The organism is Synechococcus sp. BSA11S, assembly GCF_014224355.1.
GTDB lineage: Bacteria > Cyanobacteriota > Cyanobacteriia > PCC-6307 > Cyanobiaceae > Regnicoccus_A.
Genome location: NZ_VNWP01000013.1, coordinates 43,563 through 60,396 on the forward strand (window position 1 = coordinate 43,563; position 16,834 = coordinate 60,396).

General features: G+C 65.1%; 17 protein-coding genes. 14 read left to right on the forward strand and 3 right to left on the reverse strand.

What is annotated here, in order from left to right; genetic code table 11:
- Positions 1-24 precede the first annotated feature (24 nt).
- On the forward strand, positions 25-177 hold the full coding sequence (locus tag FPZ61_RS11675) for a hypothetical protein (RefSeq protein WP_185474836.1): 153 nt from the start codon (positions 25-27) through the stop codon (positions 175-177).
- 154 nt (positions 178-331) lie between these two features.
- Here the strand turns inward: FPZ61_RS11675 and sufR are convergent, their stop codons facing one another.
- Positions 332-1,000 carry an iron-sulfur cluster biosynthesis transcriptional regulator SufR gene (gene sufR / locus FPZ61_RS11680; protein ID WP_185466756.1) on the reverse strand — a complete coding sequence of 223 codons (669 nt, stop codon included), beginning with the start codon at positions 998-1,000 and terminating at the stop codon, positions 332-334.
- Between the two features lie 303 nt (positions 1,001-1,303).
- Between sufR and FPZ61_RS11685 the strand changes: the two genes are divergently transcribed.
- The 7 genes from FPZ61_RS11685 (at position 1,304) to FPZ61_RS11715 (ending at position 7,475) form a co-directional block, all read left to right on the forward strand.
- Positions 1,304-1,675 (forward strand): ferredoxin-thioredoxin reductase catalytic domain-containing protein, encoded by a 372-nt coding sequence (locus tag FPZ61_RS11685; RefSeq protein ID WP_185466757.1) that lies wholly within the window; start codon positions 1,304-1,306, stop codon positions 1,673-1,675.
- A gap of 5 nt (positions 1,676-1,680) precedes the next feature.
- Positions 1,681-3,123 (forward strand): Fe-S cluster assembly protein SufB, encoded by a 1,443-nt coding sequence (gene sufB / locus FPZ61_RS11690; protein WP_185466758.1) that lies wholly within the window; start codon positions 1,681-1,683, stop codon positions 3,121-3,123.
- Between the two features lie 81 nt (positions 3,124-3,204).
- Entirely contained in the window at positions 3,205-3,993 is a 789-nt protein-coding gene (sufC, locus tag FPZ61_RS11695) for a Fe-S cluster assembly ATPase SufC (RefSeq protein WP_185466759.1), read from the forward strand.
- The gene (locus FPZ61_RS11700; RefSeq protein ID WP_185466760.1) at positions 3,993-5,252 is read left to right on the forward strand and encodes a SufD family Fe-S cluster assembly protein; all 1,260 of its coding nucleotides are present in this window, start codon (positions 3,993-3,995) and stop codon (positions 5,250-5,252) included. The genes sufC and FPZ61_RS11700 overlap by 1 nt, the downstream gene beginning before the upstream one ends.
- A 5-nt stretch (positions 5,253-5,257) precedes the next feature.
- Positions 5,258-6,589 (forward strand): SufS family cysteine desulfurase, encoded by a 1,332-nt coding sequence (locus FPZ61_RS11705; RefSeq protein ID WP_255441565.1) that lies wholly within the window; start codon positions 5,258-5,260, stop codon positions 6,587-6,589.
- A gap of 15 nt (positions 6,590-6,604) precedes the next feature.
- Positions 6,605-7,000, forward strand: a complete 396-nt coding sequence (locus FPZ61_RS11710; RefSeq protein WP_185466761.1) for a L,D-transpeptidase — start codon at positions 6,605-6,607, stop codon at positions 6,998-7,000.
- 148 nt (positions 7,001-7,148) lie between these two features.
- Entirely contained in the window at positions 7,149-7,475 is a 327-nt protein-coding gene (locus tag FPZ61_RS11715; RefSeq protein WP_185466799.1) for a hypothetical protein, read from the forward strand.
- Positions 7,476-7,481: 6 nt separating this feature from the next.
- On the opposite strand, the gene FPZ61_RS11720 is transcribed toward FPZ61_RS11715, so the two are convergent.
- On the reverse strand, positions 7,482-8,195 hold the full coding sequence (locus FPZ61_RS11720; RefSeq protein WP_185466762.1) for a trans-aconitate 2-methyltransferase: 714 nt from the start codon (positions 8,193-8,195) through the stop codon (positions 7,482-7,484).
- A gap of 279 nt (positions 8,196-8,474) precedes the next feature.
- Here FPZ61_RS11720 and FPZ61_RS11725 point away from each other — a divergent pair, with 279 nt between their 5' ends.
- The 5 genes from FPZ61_RS11725 to mtnA all read left to right on the forward strand — a co-directional run bounded on the left by FPZ61_RS11725 (position 8,475) and on the right by mtnA (position 13,698).
- Positions 8,475-8,825, forward strand: a complete 351-nt coding sequence (locus FPZ61_RS11725) for a hypothetical protein (protein ID WP_185466763.1) — start codon at positions 8,475-8,477, stop codon at positions 8,823-8,825.
- Entirely contained in the window at positions 8,738-9,184 is a 447-nt protein-coding gene (locus tag FPZ61_RS15925) for a methyltransferase domain-containing protein (RefSeq protein WP_185466764.1), read from the forward strand. The genes FPZ61_RS11725 and FPZ61_RS15925 overlap by 88 nt, the downstream gene beginning before the upstream one ends.
- A 259-nt stretch (positions 9,185-9,443) precedes the next feature.
- A complete protein-coding gene (locus tag FPZ61_RS11735; RefSeq protein ID WP_185474837.1) occupies positions 9,444-10,457 on the forward strand; it encodes a methyltransferase in 1,014 nt (337 codons plus the stop codon).
- Positions 10,458-10,490: 33 nt separating this feature from the next.
- Positions 10,491-12,479 (forward strand): monovalent cation:proton antiporter family protein, encoded by a 1,989-nt coding sequence (locus tag FPZ61_RS11740; RefSeq protein WP_185474838.1) that lies wholly within the window; start codon positions 10,491-10,493, stop codon positions 12,477-12,479.
- A 28-nt stretch (positions 12,480-12,507) separates the two neighbouring features.
- Positions 12,508-13,698, forward strand: a complete 1,191-nt coding sequence (gene mtnA, locus FPZ61_RS11745) for an S-methyl-5-thioribose-1-phosphate isomerase (RefSeq protein ID WP_185466767.1) — start codon at positions 12,508-12,510, stop codon at positions 13,696-13,698.
- On the opposite strand, the gene corA is transcribed toward mtnA, so the two are convergent.
- Positions 13,627-14,613: a magnesium/cobalt transporter CorA gene (corA, locus tag FPZ61_RS11750; protein ID WP_370593438.1), complete on the reverse strand. Its 987-nt coding sequence runs from the start codon at positions 14,611-14,613 to the stop codon at positions 13,627-13,629. The genes mtnA and corA overlap by 72 nt on opposite strands.
- 136 nt (positions 14,614-14,749) lie before the next feature.
- Between corA and FPZ61_RS11755 the strand changes: the two genes are divergently transcribed.
- Positions 14,750-16,831, forward strand: coding sequence for a bifunctional aldolase/short-chain dehydrogenase (locus FPZ61_RS11755; RefSeq protein ID WP_185474839.1), 2,082 nt, complete (start codon positions 14,750-14,752; stop codon positions 16,829-16,831).
- Positions 16,832-16,834: the final 3 nt, after the last annotated feature.

The following is a 16,834-nucleotide window of genomic DNA, read 5'->3' on the forward strand; positions in this document are numbered from 1 at the left end:
CGCCTCGGCCCAGGCGATCAGGGCATGGATCTCGAGGGCGAGAAGCTCGCAGCCCCGCTGGGCCGCCAGCTCCTGCAACTGGCCGGCCCCACGTTCCAGCTGGGTGAGGAACACCTGCTGAAATTCCGGATCGGGTGCCAGGGAACTGTGCCGGGCGCTCCAGGCGGCCAGAGCTGAGCTGGACGGCAGGGGCCCCGTGCGGCTGCCGGCCACCTGCTGGAGGGTGCGCAGGCAGTGGGCTAGCAGGCGCAGGTGGTGGCGTTCCAGGCTGGGGAGAAGGGTGGCTTCGAGGGCGGCCAGGTCGCTGGCATCCAGCGGACCGGTCTCGGCCTCAGCCATCGTGGGAGCTCAGGGGAGCACCCTCCAGGCGAGGGGTGATGCGGAATCCGCAGGAGTGGCCGGCTTCGAGCCGCCAGTGCACCCGCTCGACGCTGCAGTCGGGGAAGGTGTGGCGCATCTGTTGGAGCTCCTGGTCACAGAGCACTGGGAACTGTTCGGCCAAGCGGGAGACGGAACAGTGAAATTCGCTCATGCACCAGGAGAGCCCATCGGACTCCGGGTGACAGTCGCTGACGTAGCCCTCGCGGCAGCGGAGCTTCACCAACCGCTCCAAGCGCTCCAGCAGGGAGCCGCTGCCGATCTGACGCCGGTAATCGTGGGCTTTGGCGATGGCCTGCTGGCGCAGGAGGGTCTGAACGGTGTCGGCCGGGAGGCTGTCGGCCATGGAGGTGAGCAGTCCGAGGGCGAAATGCTCGCTGCCGTTGGGAAACTGGTCGTGCCCTTCGGCCGTCAGGTGCCAGTGGTTGCTGGGTCGGCCTGGCCCTTCGCTGCTGGGACTGCTGGCCACAAGGCCATCATCTTCAAGGCTGCGAAGGTGGCGGCGCATGATCTGGACGGACACACCGAGCAGCTCAGCCAGCTGAGCGGCTGTGGCCTCGCCCTGGCGCAGAAGAAGGGCGAGTGCTGCTTCTCGGGTTGGGGCCTGGGTGGAAGCGCTCATCGGACACTCAGCCCGGTTCGTCCGGTCGCGAACCTTCTCCACACCTTGCCACGCTCCTCCGGGTGTTGGGGTTGAGGCCGTTCACAATGGCCTCAGACCCATCCCCAGCTCCGTTGTCCTAGGGTTGTCGGTAACGAAACCATTGAGTTTCGTAATTCAGTGGCACGGCCTGTTCGGTCATTGATCTCCACCCGGCACCCCGTCAGCGCCCCGCCGCTCTTCCGCCGCTGGGTTCCGTCGGCTCCTTGCCGCCGCCCGCGGGACACGTCCACGCCTCGGTGACTCCCTCGTTTTTCTGAATTCATGTCCGACGCCCCCTCCGCCACGGCCGCCCCCAGCAGTGAAAGCCTGGAGTTGATCCGGCGTTTCGCCGAGGCCTACGCCAAGCGGACCGACACCTATTTCTGCAGCGATCCCGGGGTGACTGCGGTGGTGCTCGAAGGCCTGGCCCGCCACAAGGAGCAACTGGGCGCGGCCCTCTGTCCCTGCCGCCACTACGAAGACAAGCAGGCCGAAGCGGAGCAGGCGTTCTGGAACTGCCCCTGCGTGCCCATGCGGGAGCGAAAGGAGTGCCACTGCATGCTGTTCCTCACCGAAGACAATCCCTTCCGTGGAGAGGGACAGACAATCGGCCTCGATGAGATCAAGGCCCACACTGCACCTCCTGCCGCCTGACCACCATGAGCAGCTCCACCAGCGTCGATGATCTGGTCAGTCAGCCATACAAATATGGTTTCGTCACTGATATCGAAACCGACAAGATCGACAAGGGTCTGAGTGAAGATGTCGTCCGGCTGATTTCCTCGAAGAACCACGAGCCTCAGTTTCTGCTTGATTTTCGCCTTCGGGCTTATGAGCAGTGGCTGCGCATGGAGGAGCCTGATTGGGCGTCCATCGGATACCCGGCCATCGACTATCAGGACATCATCTACTACGCCGCTCCCCGTCAGCAGGAGAAGAAGGCCAGCCTGGATGAGGTGGATCCGAAGTTGCTGGAAACCTTCGACAAACTCGGCATCCCCCTCAGCGAGCAGAAGCGGCTCAGCAATGTTGCTGTTGATGCAGTCTTCGACAGCGTCTCGATTGCCACCACCTACCGCGAGAAGCTCGCCGAGCACGGTGTGATCTTCTGCTCGATCAGCGAGGCCGTCAAGGATCATCCCGAGTTGATCGAGCGCTATCTCGGCACTGTCGTTCCCTGCAACGACAACTTCTTCGCGGCGCTCAATTCCGCTGTCTTCAGTGACGGCTCCTTCGTGTTCATCCCAAAGGGCGTGGAATGCCCGATGGAGCTCTCCACTTATTTTCGCATCAATTCCGGCGATACGGGCCAGTTCGAGCGCACCTTGATCGTGGCTGAAGAAGGTGCTTCGGTCAGTTACCTGGAGGGTTGCACCGCCCCGATGTTCGACACCAACCAGCTGCATGCTGCTGTGGTGGAGCTGGTGGCTCTCGATGATGCCACCATCAAATACTCCACTGTCCAGAACTGGTATGCGGGCGATGAGAACGGTGTGGGCGGCATCTACAACTTCGTGACCAAGCGTGGCCAGTGCCGGGGCGACCGCAGCCACATCAGCTGGACCCAGGTGGAAACCGGTTCAGCGATCACCTGGAAGTATCCCAGTTGCGTGCTTCAGGGGGCTCATTCGGTCGGTGAGTTCTACTCCGTGGCGCTCACCAACAACTGTCAGCAGGCCGATACGGGCACCAAGATGGTGCACGTGGGTCCAAACACCCGATCCACGATCGTGAGCAAGGGCATCAGCGCCGGCCGTTCCTCCAACAGTTACAGGGGGCTGGTTCAGATCGGCCCCAAGGCCCAGGGAGCTCGCAATTACAGCCAGTGCGATTCGATGCTGATCGGCGATCAGGCGGGTGCCAACACCTATCCGTACATCCGCTCTCAGCAACCTGAGGCCAATGTGGAGCATGAGGCCAGCACCTGCCGCATCTCCGCGGATCAGCTCTTCTACCTGCAGAGCCGAGGCATCGGCTTTGAGGAGGCGGTGTCCATGATGGTGAGCGGTTTCTGCCGGGATGTGTTCAATCAGCTGCCGATGGAATTCGCTGCTGAGGCCGACAAGCTCCTGGCCCTGAAGCTGGAGGGCTCGGTGGGCTGAAGCAGTCCCGGCCATCGGCCAAAGGTTTTGTCCCCCTGGAGCTTGGCTCCTTTCTTTGTTCTTTCCCTTGTTCCGTCAGCTGTGATTCGCCCCGACGCCGATACCCTCCTCGAGATCGTTGACCTTCAGGCCCGCGTGGAGGACAAGCCGATCCTCAAGGGTGTGAACCTCACGATCAAGGCTGGAGAGATCCACGCCGTGATGGGCCGCAACGGCAGCGGCAAGAGCACCCTCTCCAAGGTGCTGGCGGGCCATCCCGCTTACACCGTCACCGGCGGCAGCGTGCGTTACCGCGGCGCTGACCTGCTTGATCTCGAACCGGAGCAGCGGGCTCGGCTGGGACTGTTCCTTGGGTTCCAGTATCCCGTGGAGATCCCCGGGGTGAGCAACCTCGAGTTTCTTCGGGTGTCCACCAATGCCCGTCGCCTCGAGAAAGGAGAGGAGGAGCTCGACACCTTCGCCTTCGAAGACCTGGTGCGTGAGCGTCTGGAGGTGGTGCAGATGGATCCGGCCTTCCTGGATCGCAGCGTGAATGAGGGCTTCTCCGGCGGCGAGAAGAAGCGCAACGAGATTCTGCAGATGGCCCTGCTGGATCCCGTGGTGGCGATCCTCGATGAAACCGATTCCGGCCTCGACATCGACGCCCTGCGCATTGTGGCCGGTGGTGTGAATCATCTCGCCAGCCCCGAGAACGCCACCCTCCTGATCACTCACTACCAGCGCCTTCTGGATGTGATCACTCCTGACTATGTGCATGTCATGGCCGGCGGCCGCATCCTGCGAACCGGCGGCAAGGAGCTGGCGCTGGAGCTTGAAGATCGCGGCTACGACTGGGTGGACCAGGAGCTGGCCGTGCTGGAGGTGGCCTGATGGTGGCTTCGATCCCCAGCACTGGTGCCGTGGCCGCCACCACGTGGGTGACCTCCTTTCTCCAGCAGCTTCCCGCTCCGTCTGGTGAGATGGAAGCTGTTCAGTGGCGTGGCCGTGAGGCCCTCTCCCGCCAGCCGTTGCCCTCGCGCCGCCAGGAAGACTGGCGTTTCACCGACCTGGCGCCGCTCACGGCCCTTGCCCCGGCCTTCGAGCAGACCACCAGCCCTCTTCCCTCGTCATGGCCTGAGCCGGCAGCCGATGTGCTGCGTCTTCGGCTCGATGCCCCCGGGGATCCTCTGACCGGCCAGAGCCTGCCCGCCGGTCTCTCGCTTCTGAGCAGTGAGGAGGTGCAGCAGGCTCTGGGCCACACCCTGGCCACCTGCAATTGCGAGCAACACTGGCCGGTGGAGCTCAACCAGGCCACGGCCACCCGGGTGCTGGCCCTGCGGGTGAGTGGTGCGGTGGCCACCACCCTCGAGCTGGTGAGCGAAGCCACCGGCGATGGCGTGCTGCGCCCCGTGAGAGTGCTGCTGCTGCTGGAGGAGAAAGCCAGCCTCGATGTGCTGCAGGTGCAGCTCGGTGCCGGTGCCAGCCTCTCGAGCCTGGTTCTCGAAGCCCATCTGGGCCGCGAATCACAGCTGCGCCACGGTCTGCTGGCCCTGGGTGAGGGCCCGGCCTGCCTGCTGGCTCATCTGGCGGTGGAGCAGGAGCCCCGCAGCCGGCTGGAGTCGGTTTGGGCCAGCCACGGCTGGGCGCTCTCCCGCTTCGAGCCGCGGGTGGTGCAGGTGGATGGCGAGGCCACCACCAACCTCAAGGCCCTGCAACTGGCCGATGGCCAGCAACTGGTGGACACCCACAGCCGTGTGGAATTCCGCGGGCCGGAGGGGCAGCTGGATCAGCTGCACAAGGCGATCGCCGACGACCGAGGCCGCAGCGTGTTCAACGGGGCCGTGAAGGTGCCACGGGCCGCCCAGCGCACCAAGGCCGCCCAGCTCAGCCGCAACCTGCTGCTCTCCAGCCAGGCCCGCATCGACACCAAGCCGGAGCTCGAAATCGTGGCCGACGACGTGCGCTGCGCCCATGGCGCCACGGTGAGCCGGCTCCAGACCGATGAACTCTTCTACCTGCAGAGCCGGGGGCTCTCGGCTGCCGTGGCCGCCGGGCTGCTCAAGCGTGGCTTCTGCGAGGAAGTGCTGCGCACGCTGCCTGGTGCGGCCGTCGCCTGGAGCCCGTTGCAGCGTCTGCTGGGGGAGGGCTGATCACAATGCCGTACATCGCCTCCGCCCCTCTCTCCAAGCCCGCCGACCTGATCAAGGCCGCTGACCATTCCTCAGTTTCTGCCCAGGCCGGCCCTGATGATCTGGCGGCCCTCACCCGTGCTGATTTTCCGCTGCTGGCGGATCAGGCCTGCCTGGGGCAGCCCCTGATCTATCTCGATCACGCCGCCACCAGCCAGAAACCCCGGGCGGTGCTCGATGCCCTGCAGCGCTACTACACCCACGACAACGCCAACGTGCACCGGGGGGCCCACCAGCTCAGCGCCCGGGCCACCGATGCCTTCGAAGGCGCCCGCGACAAGACCGCCCGCTTCGTTGGCGCCGCCACTCCACGGGAGATCGTGTTCACCCGCAATGCCAGCGAGGCGATCAACCTGGTGGCCCGCAGCTGGGGTGATGCCTTTCTGCGACCTGGCGATGAGATCCTGCTCACGGTGATGGAGCACCACAGCAACCTGGTGCCCTGGCAGCAGCTGGCTGAGCGCATGGGTGTCCGGTTGCGCCATGCCGGCCTCACCGCCAGCGGTGAACTGGATCTTGATGATCTGCGCAGTCAGATCAGCGAGCGCACCCGGCTGGTGAGCGTGGTGCAGATCAGCAACACCCTGGGCTGCCACAACCCGATCAGCGCGATTGCCGAGCTCACCCACGCCGCCGGCGCCCTTTTGCTGGTGGATGCCTGCCAGAGCCTGCCGCACCTGCCGGTGAACGTTCAGAACCTCAGGGCTGATTTCCTGGTGGGCTCCTCCCACAAGCTCTGTGGCCCCACGGGCATGGGCTTTCTCTGGGCGCGGGAGGCGCTGCTCGAGGCGATGCCGCCGTTCCTGGGCGGTGGCGAAATGATCCAGGATGTGTACCTCGACCACAGCACCTGGGCGGAGCTGCCCCACAAGTTCGAAGCGGGAACCCCGGCCATCGGCGAGGCCGTGGGCATGGGTGCGGCGCTCGACTATCTGAGTGCACTTGGTCTTGATCGCATCCACGCCTGGGAACAGCGGCTCACCGCCCATCTGTTCCAGCGCCTGCAGGCAATCGAAGGGCTCAGAGTGCTTGGCCCCACCCCCCAGCAACAGCCCGACCGTGGTGCCCTGGCCGCCTTCGTGGTGGAAGGTCTCCATGCCAACGATCTCGCCGCCTTGCTGGATGCCAGCGGCATCTGCATCCGCAGTGGCCATCACTGCACCCAGCCCCTCCATCGCCACTACGGAATCAGCGGTTCGGCGCGCGCCAGCCTCAGCTTCACCACAACACTCGCAGAGATCGACCGCTTCGCCGAGGAGCTGGAGAGCAGCGTGGCCTTCCTGCGCGAGCACAGCTGAGCGGCAGGCCCTTTGATGCTGGAGCTCGTGGCGGCGCTGCTGATCGATCTCTCCGAGCAGAAGCTCTATGCCTACGACGACCAGCAACGGTTGCTCTACGCCGCCCTGGTCTCCACGGGCAGCCCTGTGACACCAACCCCCACCGGGCGGTTTCAGATCGGCAGCAAGTACAGCGAAACGCCGCTGGTGGGTCCCGACTACCGCATCCCCGCCGTGCCGAACGTGATGTGCCTCAGTGGCGGCGGCCTGGTTCCGGATCGCCTCTGCCTGCATCCGGCCCCCTGGCAGGAGAGGGCCGGTCAGTGCTTCGGTGTGGCCCGCAGCCACGGCTGCATCCGCACCACGAGCGCCACGGCCCGCTGGCTGTTTTCGCGCACGGCTGTGGGCACGCCGGTCGAGATTCGCCCCTGAGGGCCAACGCACCGAGTTTGCGGAATGTTGGCATCAAGCTTGAGACCCTCAGCCTCTCGATGGAGACTGGTTCAATGGAGTGCCGCTTGGATTTTGTGCTCAGCATGATCATTGTCTCGGCAGTCTTTGGTCACTGAAATTAAGGCGCATGGGTTTTCATCCAACAGTGATGCTCCTGATTGGAGGAGTCATTCTCACTCTCGGTGATCTCGCCATCAAGACCTGGATTATCAAGGAGAATCGACCGGCTTTCTGGCTGGGCATGATGATCTATGCGGTGGGCATGGCCATCCTCGCCCATACCTTTCGCTATAGGAATATCGCTACGGCATCAATCATCTGTGTGGTTTTTAACGTGATCACACTGATTCTGGCGACAAGACTGATCTACGGCGAGAATATCAGCAAGCAGCAGTATGTGGGAATGGCGGTGGGAGTGTTGGCGATCATCATCCTGGAATCTGATCAGGCCTGAGTTGATTCAGCGGGGTGTGAGCCTGGCGAGGGCTTCGGCCCGGTGCTGTCCACGCCAGAGCCACTGCCAGTCCCAGCCGCAGGCCTCTGCCGTGCGCTGGATGGCTGCCGCATCGGCGGGGTGATCGAAGCTGCTGAGGTGATCGATCACCTGCTGACTTTCCTCGGCGGAGAGGGCCTGCCAGCCCCGGCGGATGCGTTGCACATAGCGCTGCAGATAGCTGTCGCGACTTTCGCCGGATTCCCGGAACACATCGGCCCAGAGCAGCATCCCGCCGGGGGCCAGCTGAGAGTGCGCCCCCGAGAGAAACTGGCCTTTCTGCTCGTCGCTGAGGTGATGCACAGCAAAGGAGCTGTGGAGGAGATCCACCGGGCCGCTCCCGTTGGCGCCTGGATCGAGCGCCCAGGAGAGCAGGTCCTGCGCGCGCCAGCTGCAGGGGTAGGGCACGTCCTTCAACTGGGCAGCGGCGCGGGGCAGCACGGGCGCGCAACAATCAAGCCCCAGGTAGGAGCCCAGGGGTAAGCGGCGCAGCAGAGAGGCCAGCAGGGCGAGATCGCCACAGCCGAGATCGACCATGCGTGGTGGTGGCTGACCTTCCGGTCGCTCAGCCAGCCAGCCCTCGATGGCCGTCGAGGTTGCCGCTGAGAGCGCCTGGTGCTCCATCAGATCGGCATCCACCACCCGGCGGTAGGTGCTCCATTGGTGTTCGAAGAGGTCCATGCCGGACTCAGGCCTCAGGGGCGGTCTGCCGCCGATCCTGCGGTGAGCGTAGGCCGCTTGGCTGGGGAACCCCAGGCTGGCTGGCCGTGTCCCCAGATGAGCTCTAGGCCCATTGGGGAACGTTCATCGTTGCTCCACTGACAATTGGAGGATATCTCGATCAATTTCGCGTCGCTTGTATGTTTCAAGGGAAGGATGGTCCTATCGTCCCTGAGCATCTGCGCGCGGTTGATCTTGAACGGCTGCTGAGAGCACATTGGGTTACGGGTAGCCATCGCCATGACAAAACCAACACCAATTCCAACGCCAACTTTTCGCGACTTTGAGTATGCCGGTTGGAGCAACCAAAGCATCTGCGAAACATACGATCACCACTTCGGGGCCGTTGCGCGGCAATCGATCGAAGCGTTGCTGGATGCTGCCGCTGTAAGCAAAGGCACTCGGATTCTGGACGTCTGCACCGGTGCCGGTTATGGCGCCGGGTTGGCTGCAGAACGTGGAGTGTTAGCCACCGGCATTGATTTTCCGCAGCTCAAGTTGAATTGGCGCGAGCGCATTATCCAGCGGCGACTTTCCAGGAAGGAGATGGAACGTCTCTCCCTTTTTCGGGCGAAACTTTCGACAGCGTGATCAACAGCATTGGGATGCCTCACTTCGCCGATCCCGATGCGGCGATCGGCGAAGCATGTCGGGTTTTGGGAAAAGGAGGAAAGTTCGCTTTCACTGTCTATGACGCCCCCGAGCGGTCCGTGGGCTTCGGAGCGGTGTATCAGGCGGTGAAGGAACATGGAACAATGAACGTCGGGCTCCCGCAAGGTCCTAATTTTTTTTTCTTTCCAGTGATCCCGTCGAGTCCACCAATAGACTCGCTGCCGCTGGATTCGGGTCCATCAAGATCATTGTCCAACCCCAGGTATGGCGGCTTACCTCTCCTGACGAGGCGTTTGAGGCCGTTCTGCAAGGGGCGGTGCCTGCGGCAGCGACGCTGAAAGCACAGGCGTCTGAACTACTGCCCAGGATACGCCCGACGATTTTCGAAAGACTGGGCGAGTACAAGCGGGAAAGCCTCTGCGAAGTGCCCACGCCCGTGGTGCTCGCCTCCGCCACAAGGCCATGATGCATGTAGGAATCCGGGGCCGCATGACCCTCCTTTGTCGCCGACGCGCCCGAGCCCATGGCTGATGGCGATGCGGCTAGCTGTTTCTGGCAGACTTGGATCTCATTGGATCGGACAGGTGGGTGCCAAGCATGAATGAGCAGTTGAATCCAGATAAAATCCTCCAGACTGGCCTCGCGTTCTGGGCATCAAAAACGTTGTTGAGCGCCGTTGAAATCGGTCTGTTCAGCGAACTCTCCCGCGGCCCAGAGAGCCTCGAAAGACTGGCCGGCCGCCTTGGCCTGCATCCACGTTCGGCCCGGGACTTCCTCGATGCCCTGGTGGCGTTGGGCTTCTTGACCCGCACAGACGACGGGTACTCCAACACCCCTGAAACGGACCTCTTCCTCGACCGAAACAAGCTCTCGTATCTGGGTGGAATCCTCGAGATGGCCAACCACCGCCTCTATCCGTTCTGGAGCAATCTCACGGAAGCGCTTCGAACCGGGCAACCGCAGAATGAAGCCAAGTCTGGCGGTCCCGGACTCTTCGAAATCCTGTATGCAGATCCGTCGCGTCTCAAAGAATTCCTCGCCGCCATGTCAGGGATCAGCCACGGCGCGAACATGAAGATCGCAAGGACTTTTCCCTGGAAGAATTACCATACATTCGTTGATGTGGGCACTGCGCAGGGTGATCTTGCGGCGCAGATCGTGCTGGCGAACCCTCATCTTCGGGGAGAGGGCTTCGACCTGCCCGAAGTGGCGCCGATCTTCGAGGAGTACATCGAGGTACTCGGGGTCAAAGACCGCCTGACTTTCGTGCCGGGCAGCTTCTTCACCCACGACATTCCTCCGGCTGAGGTGATCCTGATGGGACACATCCTTCATGACTGGGATCTGCCAACCAAGAAGATGCTGATCAGAAAAGCCTTCGACGCCCTGCCCACTGGTGGTTCCCTTGTTGTGTATGAGGCAATTATTGATGATGACCGCTCGAAAAACGCATTTGGCTTGATGATGAGTCTGAACATGCTGATCGAGACGTCAGGTGGCTTCGACTACACAGGTGCTGACTGCATTGAATGGATGCGCGACGCTGGGTTCTCTTCAACCTGGGTCGAGCCACTGGTCGGTCCTGACTCGATGGTGGTTGGCATCAAGTAGCCAAGCGTTGATCCTTGCCCTGGAGTCACTGCCATGACCTCACTGCTGCTCGACATTGTTGTGATCTTCACGATGTCGGCCATGGCGGCGGTGCTCTGCCACCGCTTCAGCATCCCCAGTTCGATCGGTCTGCTGCTCGCTGGCGTTCTGGCCGGGCCTGACCTCTTTCGGCTGGTGCAGAACGTGCACGAGATCGAGCTGCTGGCCGAGATCGGTGTGGTGCTGCTGCTGTTCGTGATCGGACTGGAGATCTCCCTGGCGGATGTGGCGCGCTTGCGTCGTCACTTTCTGATCGGCGGCTCGCTGCAGTTCTTCGGCACCGCCGCCCTGGTGGGGGCGATCTGTTGGGGGCTGGGTCTGTCGACGGGGCAGGGGGTGTACGTGGGCTTCGTGGTGGCCCTCTCCAGCACCGCCATCGTGCTGCGCATGCTGCAGGAGCGCGCCGAACTGGAAACACCCCATGGGCGCACCACTCTGGCGATCCTCATTTATCAGGACGTGGGGGTGGTCCCGGTGATGCTGATGGCCCCCTTGCTGGCAGGGGTCGGGGCGAGTTCGGGGGTCGGCGCGATCGCGGCGCTGCTGGGACGGATTGCTCTGGTGGCGCTGGTCGCGTGGCTGGCCTGGCGCTGGATCGTGCCCTGGTTGCTGGAGCGCATCACCCGCACCCGGAGTTCCGAGGCCTTTCTTCTCGGTGTGTTCAGCCTTTGCGTGGGCATCGCGGTGATGACCCAGTCGCTGGGGCTGTCGTTGGCGCTGGGCGCTTTCCTGGCGGGTTTCATCCTCTCGGAATCGGAGTATTCCCACCAGGCGGTGGCGGTGATGCTGCCCTTCCGTGATGTCTTGATGAGTCTGTTCTTCGTGTCGATCGGCATGCTGCTCGACATCCAGTTCATGCTGGCCCACCCGCTGGCGTTGCTGCTGCTCACCCTGGCGGTGGTGGTGATCAAACCCCTGGTGGCGGCCTGGTCGGCCCTGGTGGTGGGCCTGCCCCTGCGTGGCTCGGTGCTCACCGGCCTGGCACTCGCTCAGGTGGGTGAATTCTCCCTCGTGGCCACCAAGGCGGGCGTCAGCACCGGTCTGCTTGGACCCGACATCTTCCAGACCGTGCTCGATGTGGCGGTGCTGAGCATGATGCTCACCCCGGCGCTGGTGGCCAGCGGTCCACGGCTCGCCGCCTGGCTGGCCACCACGCCCCTGCGGCGACTCGAGCGCCGCAGCCTTGCCCCCGGCACCTCAGGCACCTCCACAGCCCTCAACGGCCACATCCTGATTGTGGGCTTCGGGGTCACAGGCTCCAACCTGGCCCGTACGGCCCGCCGCTGCAACATCCCCTATGCGGTGCTGGATGTGAATGCCGCGATCGTGCGTGATGCCTTCCATGCCGGCGAGCCGATTCACTACGGCGATGCCAGCCAGGAGCCGATCCTTTCCCTGGTGAACGCGGATCAGGCCCGCGCCATTGTGGTGGTGATCGATGATCCGGCCGGTGCGCGGCGCATCGTGGAACTGGCGCGCCGCTTTGCCCCCGACGCCTACATCCTCGTGCGCAGCCGCTACCTGCGTGAGGTGGAAACCCTGCTGGCTCTTGGGGCCGATGAGGTGATCGCCGATGAACTGGAGGTGTCGATCGAGGTGTTCTCCAGGGTGCTGTCGCGCATGCTCGTGCCCCGCGAGGAGATCCAGCGCCTGATCGGTGACGTCCGAGGCGACTGGCGCCAGAGGGCCCGGGGCCTCCCCCCGGAGCCCACCGCCGTAAGTGACCTGCGCGTGGCGGTGCCCCACCTCACCACCCACTCCCTGCGCCTGGCAGAACGCTCCCCACTGGTGGGTCACACCATCGCCAGCTGCGGGCTGCGCGCCGACCACAACGTCACGATCCTGGCGATCACCCGCGCCGGGGAGCCCCTGGCTCACCCCCACGGACACACGCCTCTGCTGGCGGGCGACCTGCTCTTCGTGATCGGTCCCGACCACTGGAATCCGGCCACCGTCCTTGATCCAGGTCGTTTGTCAACATGACGTCGCTTCCGATTGCCTCCTGCAGCCGATGAACATCGATGGCAAGGCCTGGCGCACGATCTGGCTGGAGGAGGGCGGACGCTCGGTGGGGGTGATCGATCAGACCCTGCTGCCCCACCGTTTGAGCACCCGCTCCCTCGCCACCCTGGATGAGGCCGCGGAGGCCATCGCCACGATGGTGGTGCGCGGGGCGCCACTGATCGGTGTCACCGGGGCCTATGGCCTGATGCTGGCCCTGCAGGCGGATCCAGGTGATGCCTCGCTCGCAGCGGCCTTTGAGCAGCTCAACGCCACCCGCCCCACCGCCATCAACCTGCGCTGGGCCCTCGAGCGGGTGCGCGATCGGGTGGCGGCGCTGCCGCTGGCCGAGCGGGCGGAGGCGGCTGCGGCGGAGGCTGCGGCCATCGCTGAAGACGACGTGGCGATGTGCGCGGCGATCGGCGACCACGGCCTGACGCTGTTCCAGCAGCTGGCGGCTGCGCGGCCCAGCGTGCGCCAGGGGCAGCCCCTGAACGTGCTCACCCACTGCAACGCCGGCTGGCTGGCCACCGTCGACTGGGGCACTGCCCTGGCACCGATCTACAAGGCCCACCGCGCCGGCCTGCCCATTCACGTCTGGGTGGATGAAACCCGCCCGCGCAACCAGGGCGCCAGCCTCACCGCGTTCGAGCTGGGTCGTGAGGGGGTGCCCCACACCGTGATCGTCGACAACGCCGGCGGGCACCTGATGCAGCACGGCCTGGTGGATGCCGTGATCGTGGGCACCGACCGCACCACCCGCTCGGGGGATGTGTGCAACAAAATCGGCACCTACCTCAAGGCTCTCGCCGCCCACGACAACGGCGTGCCCTTCTATGTGGCCCTGCCCGCCTCCACCATCGACTGGAGCCTCGGCGATGGGCTGGCGGAGATCCCGATCGAGGCCCGCAGCGCCACTGAGGTGACCCACATCCAGGGGCTGGTTGCAGCGGGTTCGGCTTCCGGAGAGATCGCCACGGTGCAGCTCCCGCCGGAGGGGAGTGCCGGCTTCAACCCCGCCTTTGACGTCACCCCGGCGCGGCTGGTGAGCGCTCTGATCACCGAGCGGGGTGTGGCCCCCGCCACCGAGGCAGGCCTGCAGCGCCTCTACGGGCGAGTGGCGAATGGCTCAGAGCCAGCGCCGGCGGCGGAAGTAGATCGCCAGCCCCACCCCGATCAGGCCCATCAAGGACAGGGTTGACTGATAGCCGAGCCGCCAGCGCAACCCTGGCATGTTCTCGAAGTTCATGCCATACACCCCGGCGATGAATGTGAGGGGGATGAAGATCGAGGACATGATCGTGAGGGTTTTCATCACCTCATTCATGCGGTTGCTCAGGCTGGAGAGGTAGGTGTCGTGGAAACCTTCCAGGAGGTCCCGGTAGGTTTCCACCATGTCGATCACCTGGATGCAGTGGTCGTAGAGGTCGCGCCAGTACACCCTGGTGCCGGCGGTGAGCACCCTCGACTCCCCCTTCTCGATGGCGCTGATCACTTCGCGACAGGGCCAGGCCGCCTTGCGCATGCCGAGTACGTCGCGCTTGAGATAATGAATCTCCTGGATGTTGCCCTGGCTCGGATCCTCGAGGATCTTGTCGTCGATGGCTTCGATGTGATCACCGATCTGCTCGATCGCCAGGCAGTAGTGGTCCACCACCGTGGCCACCAGGGCGTAGGCCAGGTAGTCGGTCGTCAGCTGCCGGATCCGCCCCTTCCCCGCCCTCAGACGCTGACGCAGGGAGTTGAACGCATCTCCTTCTCCTTCCAGGAAGGAGAGCACCACATGCTCGCCCACGATCAGGCTCAGCTGCTCGATGGTGATCGACTGGCTCCCGCCGTCGAACTCCATCATCTTCATCGCGATCAGCAGGTAGTGGGGAAACTCCTCAACCTTGGGGCGCTGGTTGGTGTTCACCAGGTCCTCCAGCGTCATCGGGTGCAGGCCCAAGTGCCTGCCGAGGGTTTCGATCAGCGCCACGTCATGGATCCCGTTGACGTTGATCCAGGTCACGCTGGTGTCGGAGAGGGCCTGATCGAAGCACTGGCTCACCTCCACGTCCTGGGCTTCGCTCAGGCGATCGGCGTTGTAATCCAGGATGTCGACCCGGGCGCGCACGCACTTGCGCTCGCCCCCGCCCAGCGCCCGTGCCTGGCGGCGGCGGCTGGTGCCGGTTCAGTGGCCTTGATGCTGGCACGGTTCCGACCGGATCACCCTTCCCTAGCCTCCTGGCCACGTGACGCCCAACCGCCGGATGCCGAGTCAGAACCGCTGGTCGCAGGCCGAGGCCGAGGCCGCCGTGGCCCGCTATGGCGCCGAGGGGGTCAGCGAGGACCTGGCCCTGCGCACCTACAGCGCCCGTCTGCTCGGTGCCGATCCCGATCTGGTGCTGCACGGGGGTGGCAACACGTCGGTCAAAACCACGGTCACGGGGCTGCTGGGGGAGACCATCCCCGTGCTCTGCGTCAAAGGCAGCGGCTGGGATCTGGCCACGATCGAGCCCCCTGGCCACCCGGCCGTGCGCCTCGAACCCCTGCAGGCCCTGCGGGTTCTCGAGCGCCTCAGCGATGAAGACATGGTGGCGGCCCAGCGCCGCAACCTGATCGATCCCACTGCCCCCAACCCTTCGGTGGAGGCCCTCCTCCATGCCTTCCTGCCCCACAAATTCGTCGATCACACCCACTCGATCGCCCTGCTGGCCCTGGCCGACCAGCCCGGCGCCGAAGCGCTCTGCCGTGAGGTCTATGGCGATCGTGTCGCCCTCGTTCCCTATGTGATGCCCGGCTTCGCCCTGGCCAAGGCTGCGGCTGAGGCCTATGAGGCGGCCGAGCAGCGGGCCAGGGCCGCTGGGGTGGAGCTCGAAGGCATGGTGCTGCTGCAGCACGGGCTGTTCTCTTTCGGTGCCACGGCTGAGCAGAGCTACGGGCGGATGCTGGCGCTGGTGGGGCAGGCCGAGGCGCGTCTGACCCGGGTGAGCGGCCAGCCCCTGCCGCAGCCCATGCCGGAGCCCCCCATCCCCGCGGCGGCAGTGCTGCCGGTGCTGCGCGGGTTGCTCAGCCGGGCCGCCGAGGCCGAGGCGGCCCCTGCCCGCTGGCTTCTCGATCTCCGGGATTCAGCTCCCGCCCTGGCGGTGGTCAATGATCAGCGCCTGCTCGACTGGGCCAGCCGCGGTGTGGCCACCCCCGACCACGTGATCCGCACCAAGGCCCAGCCCCTGGTGCTGCCCCCCGCCTGCGGCGATCTGGCCCCCTGGACGGAGGCAGCGGCCGCGGCGCTGGCGGCCTTCGTCGACGACTACAAGGCCTACGTGGCCCGTCAGAACGGACGGGTCGGTGGCGGGCGCACGCCGCTGGATCCCCTGCCGCGGGTGCTGGCGCTGCCCGGTCCGGGGCTGGTGGGCCTGGGCCGCTCCGCTCAGGACGCCGCCGTCACCGCCGACATCGCCGAGGCCTGGGCCCGCACCCTGCTGGCGGCGGAAGCCCTCGGCCGCTTCCAGCCGGTGGGGGAGGACGACACCTTCGACATGGAGTACTGGAGCCTGGAGCAGGCCAAGCTCGGCAAGGCCAAGGAGCTTCCCCTGGCCCGCCGGGTGGTGCTGGTGACCGGCGGCGCCGGCGCCATCGGTGCCGCCACCGCCCGCGCCTTCGCCCGGCGCGGCGCCGATGTGGCTGTGCTTGATCGGCAGGAGGAGGAGGTCCTGGCCGTGGCGGCCAGCTGCGGCCGGTGCGCCCTGGGCCTGGCCTGCGACCTCACCGACCCCCAGGCGGTGCGCCAGGCGCTGGCGGCCGTGGCCGCCCGCTTCGGTGGGCTCGACATCGTGGTCAGCAATGCCGGCGCCGCCTGGAGCGGTGCCATCGCCGAGCTCAGCGACGCCGACCTGCGCGCCAGCTTCGAACTCAACCTCTTCGCCCACCAGAGCGTCGCCCAGGCAGCGATGGCCATCTTCCGAGCCCAGGGCATGGGCGGCCAGTTGCTCTTCAACGTGAGCAAGCAGGCGCTCAATCCCGGCCCCGGCTTCGGTGCCTACGGCATCGCCAAGGCGGCCCTTCTGGCCCTGATGCGCCAGTACGCCCTGGAGGGCGGCGGTGAAGGGGTGCGCGCCAACGCCATCAATGCCGATCGCATCCGCTCGGGCCTGCTCGACGCCGGCATGATCCGGGAGCGCTCGGCCGCCCGGGGCGTGAGCGAGGCCACCTACATGGCCGGCAACCTGCTGGGGGAGGAAGTGCGGGCCACCGACGTGGCCGAGGCCTTCGTGGCCCTGGCCCTGCTGGAGCGCACCACCGGCGCGGTGCTGACCGTGGATGGGGGCAACGTGGCGGCCATGGTGCGCTGAAGG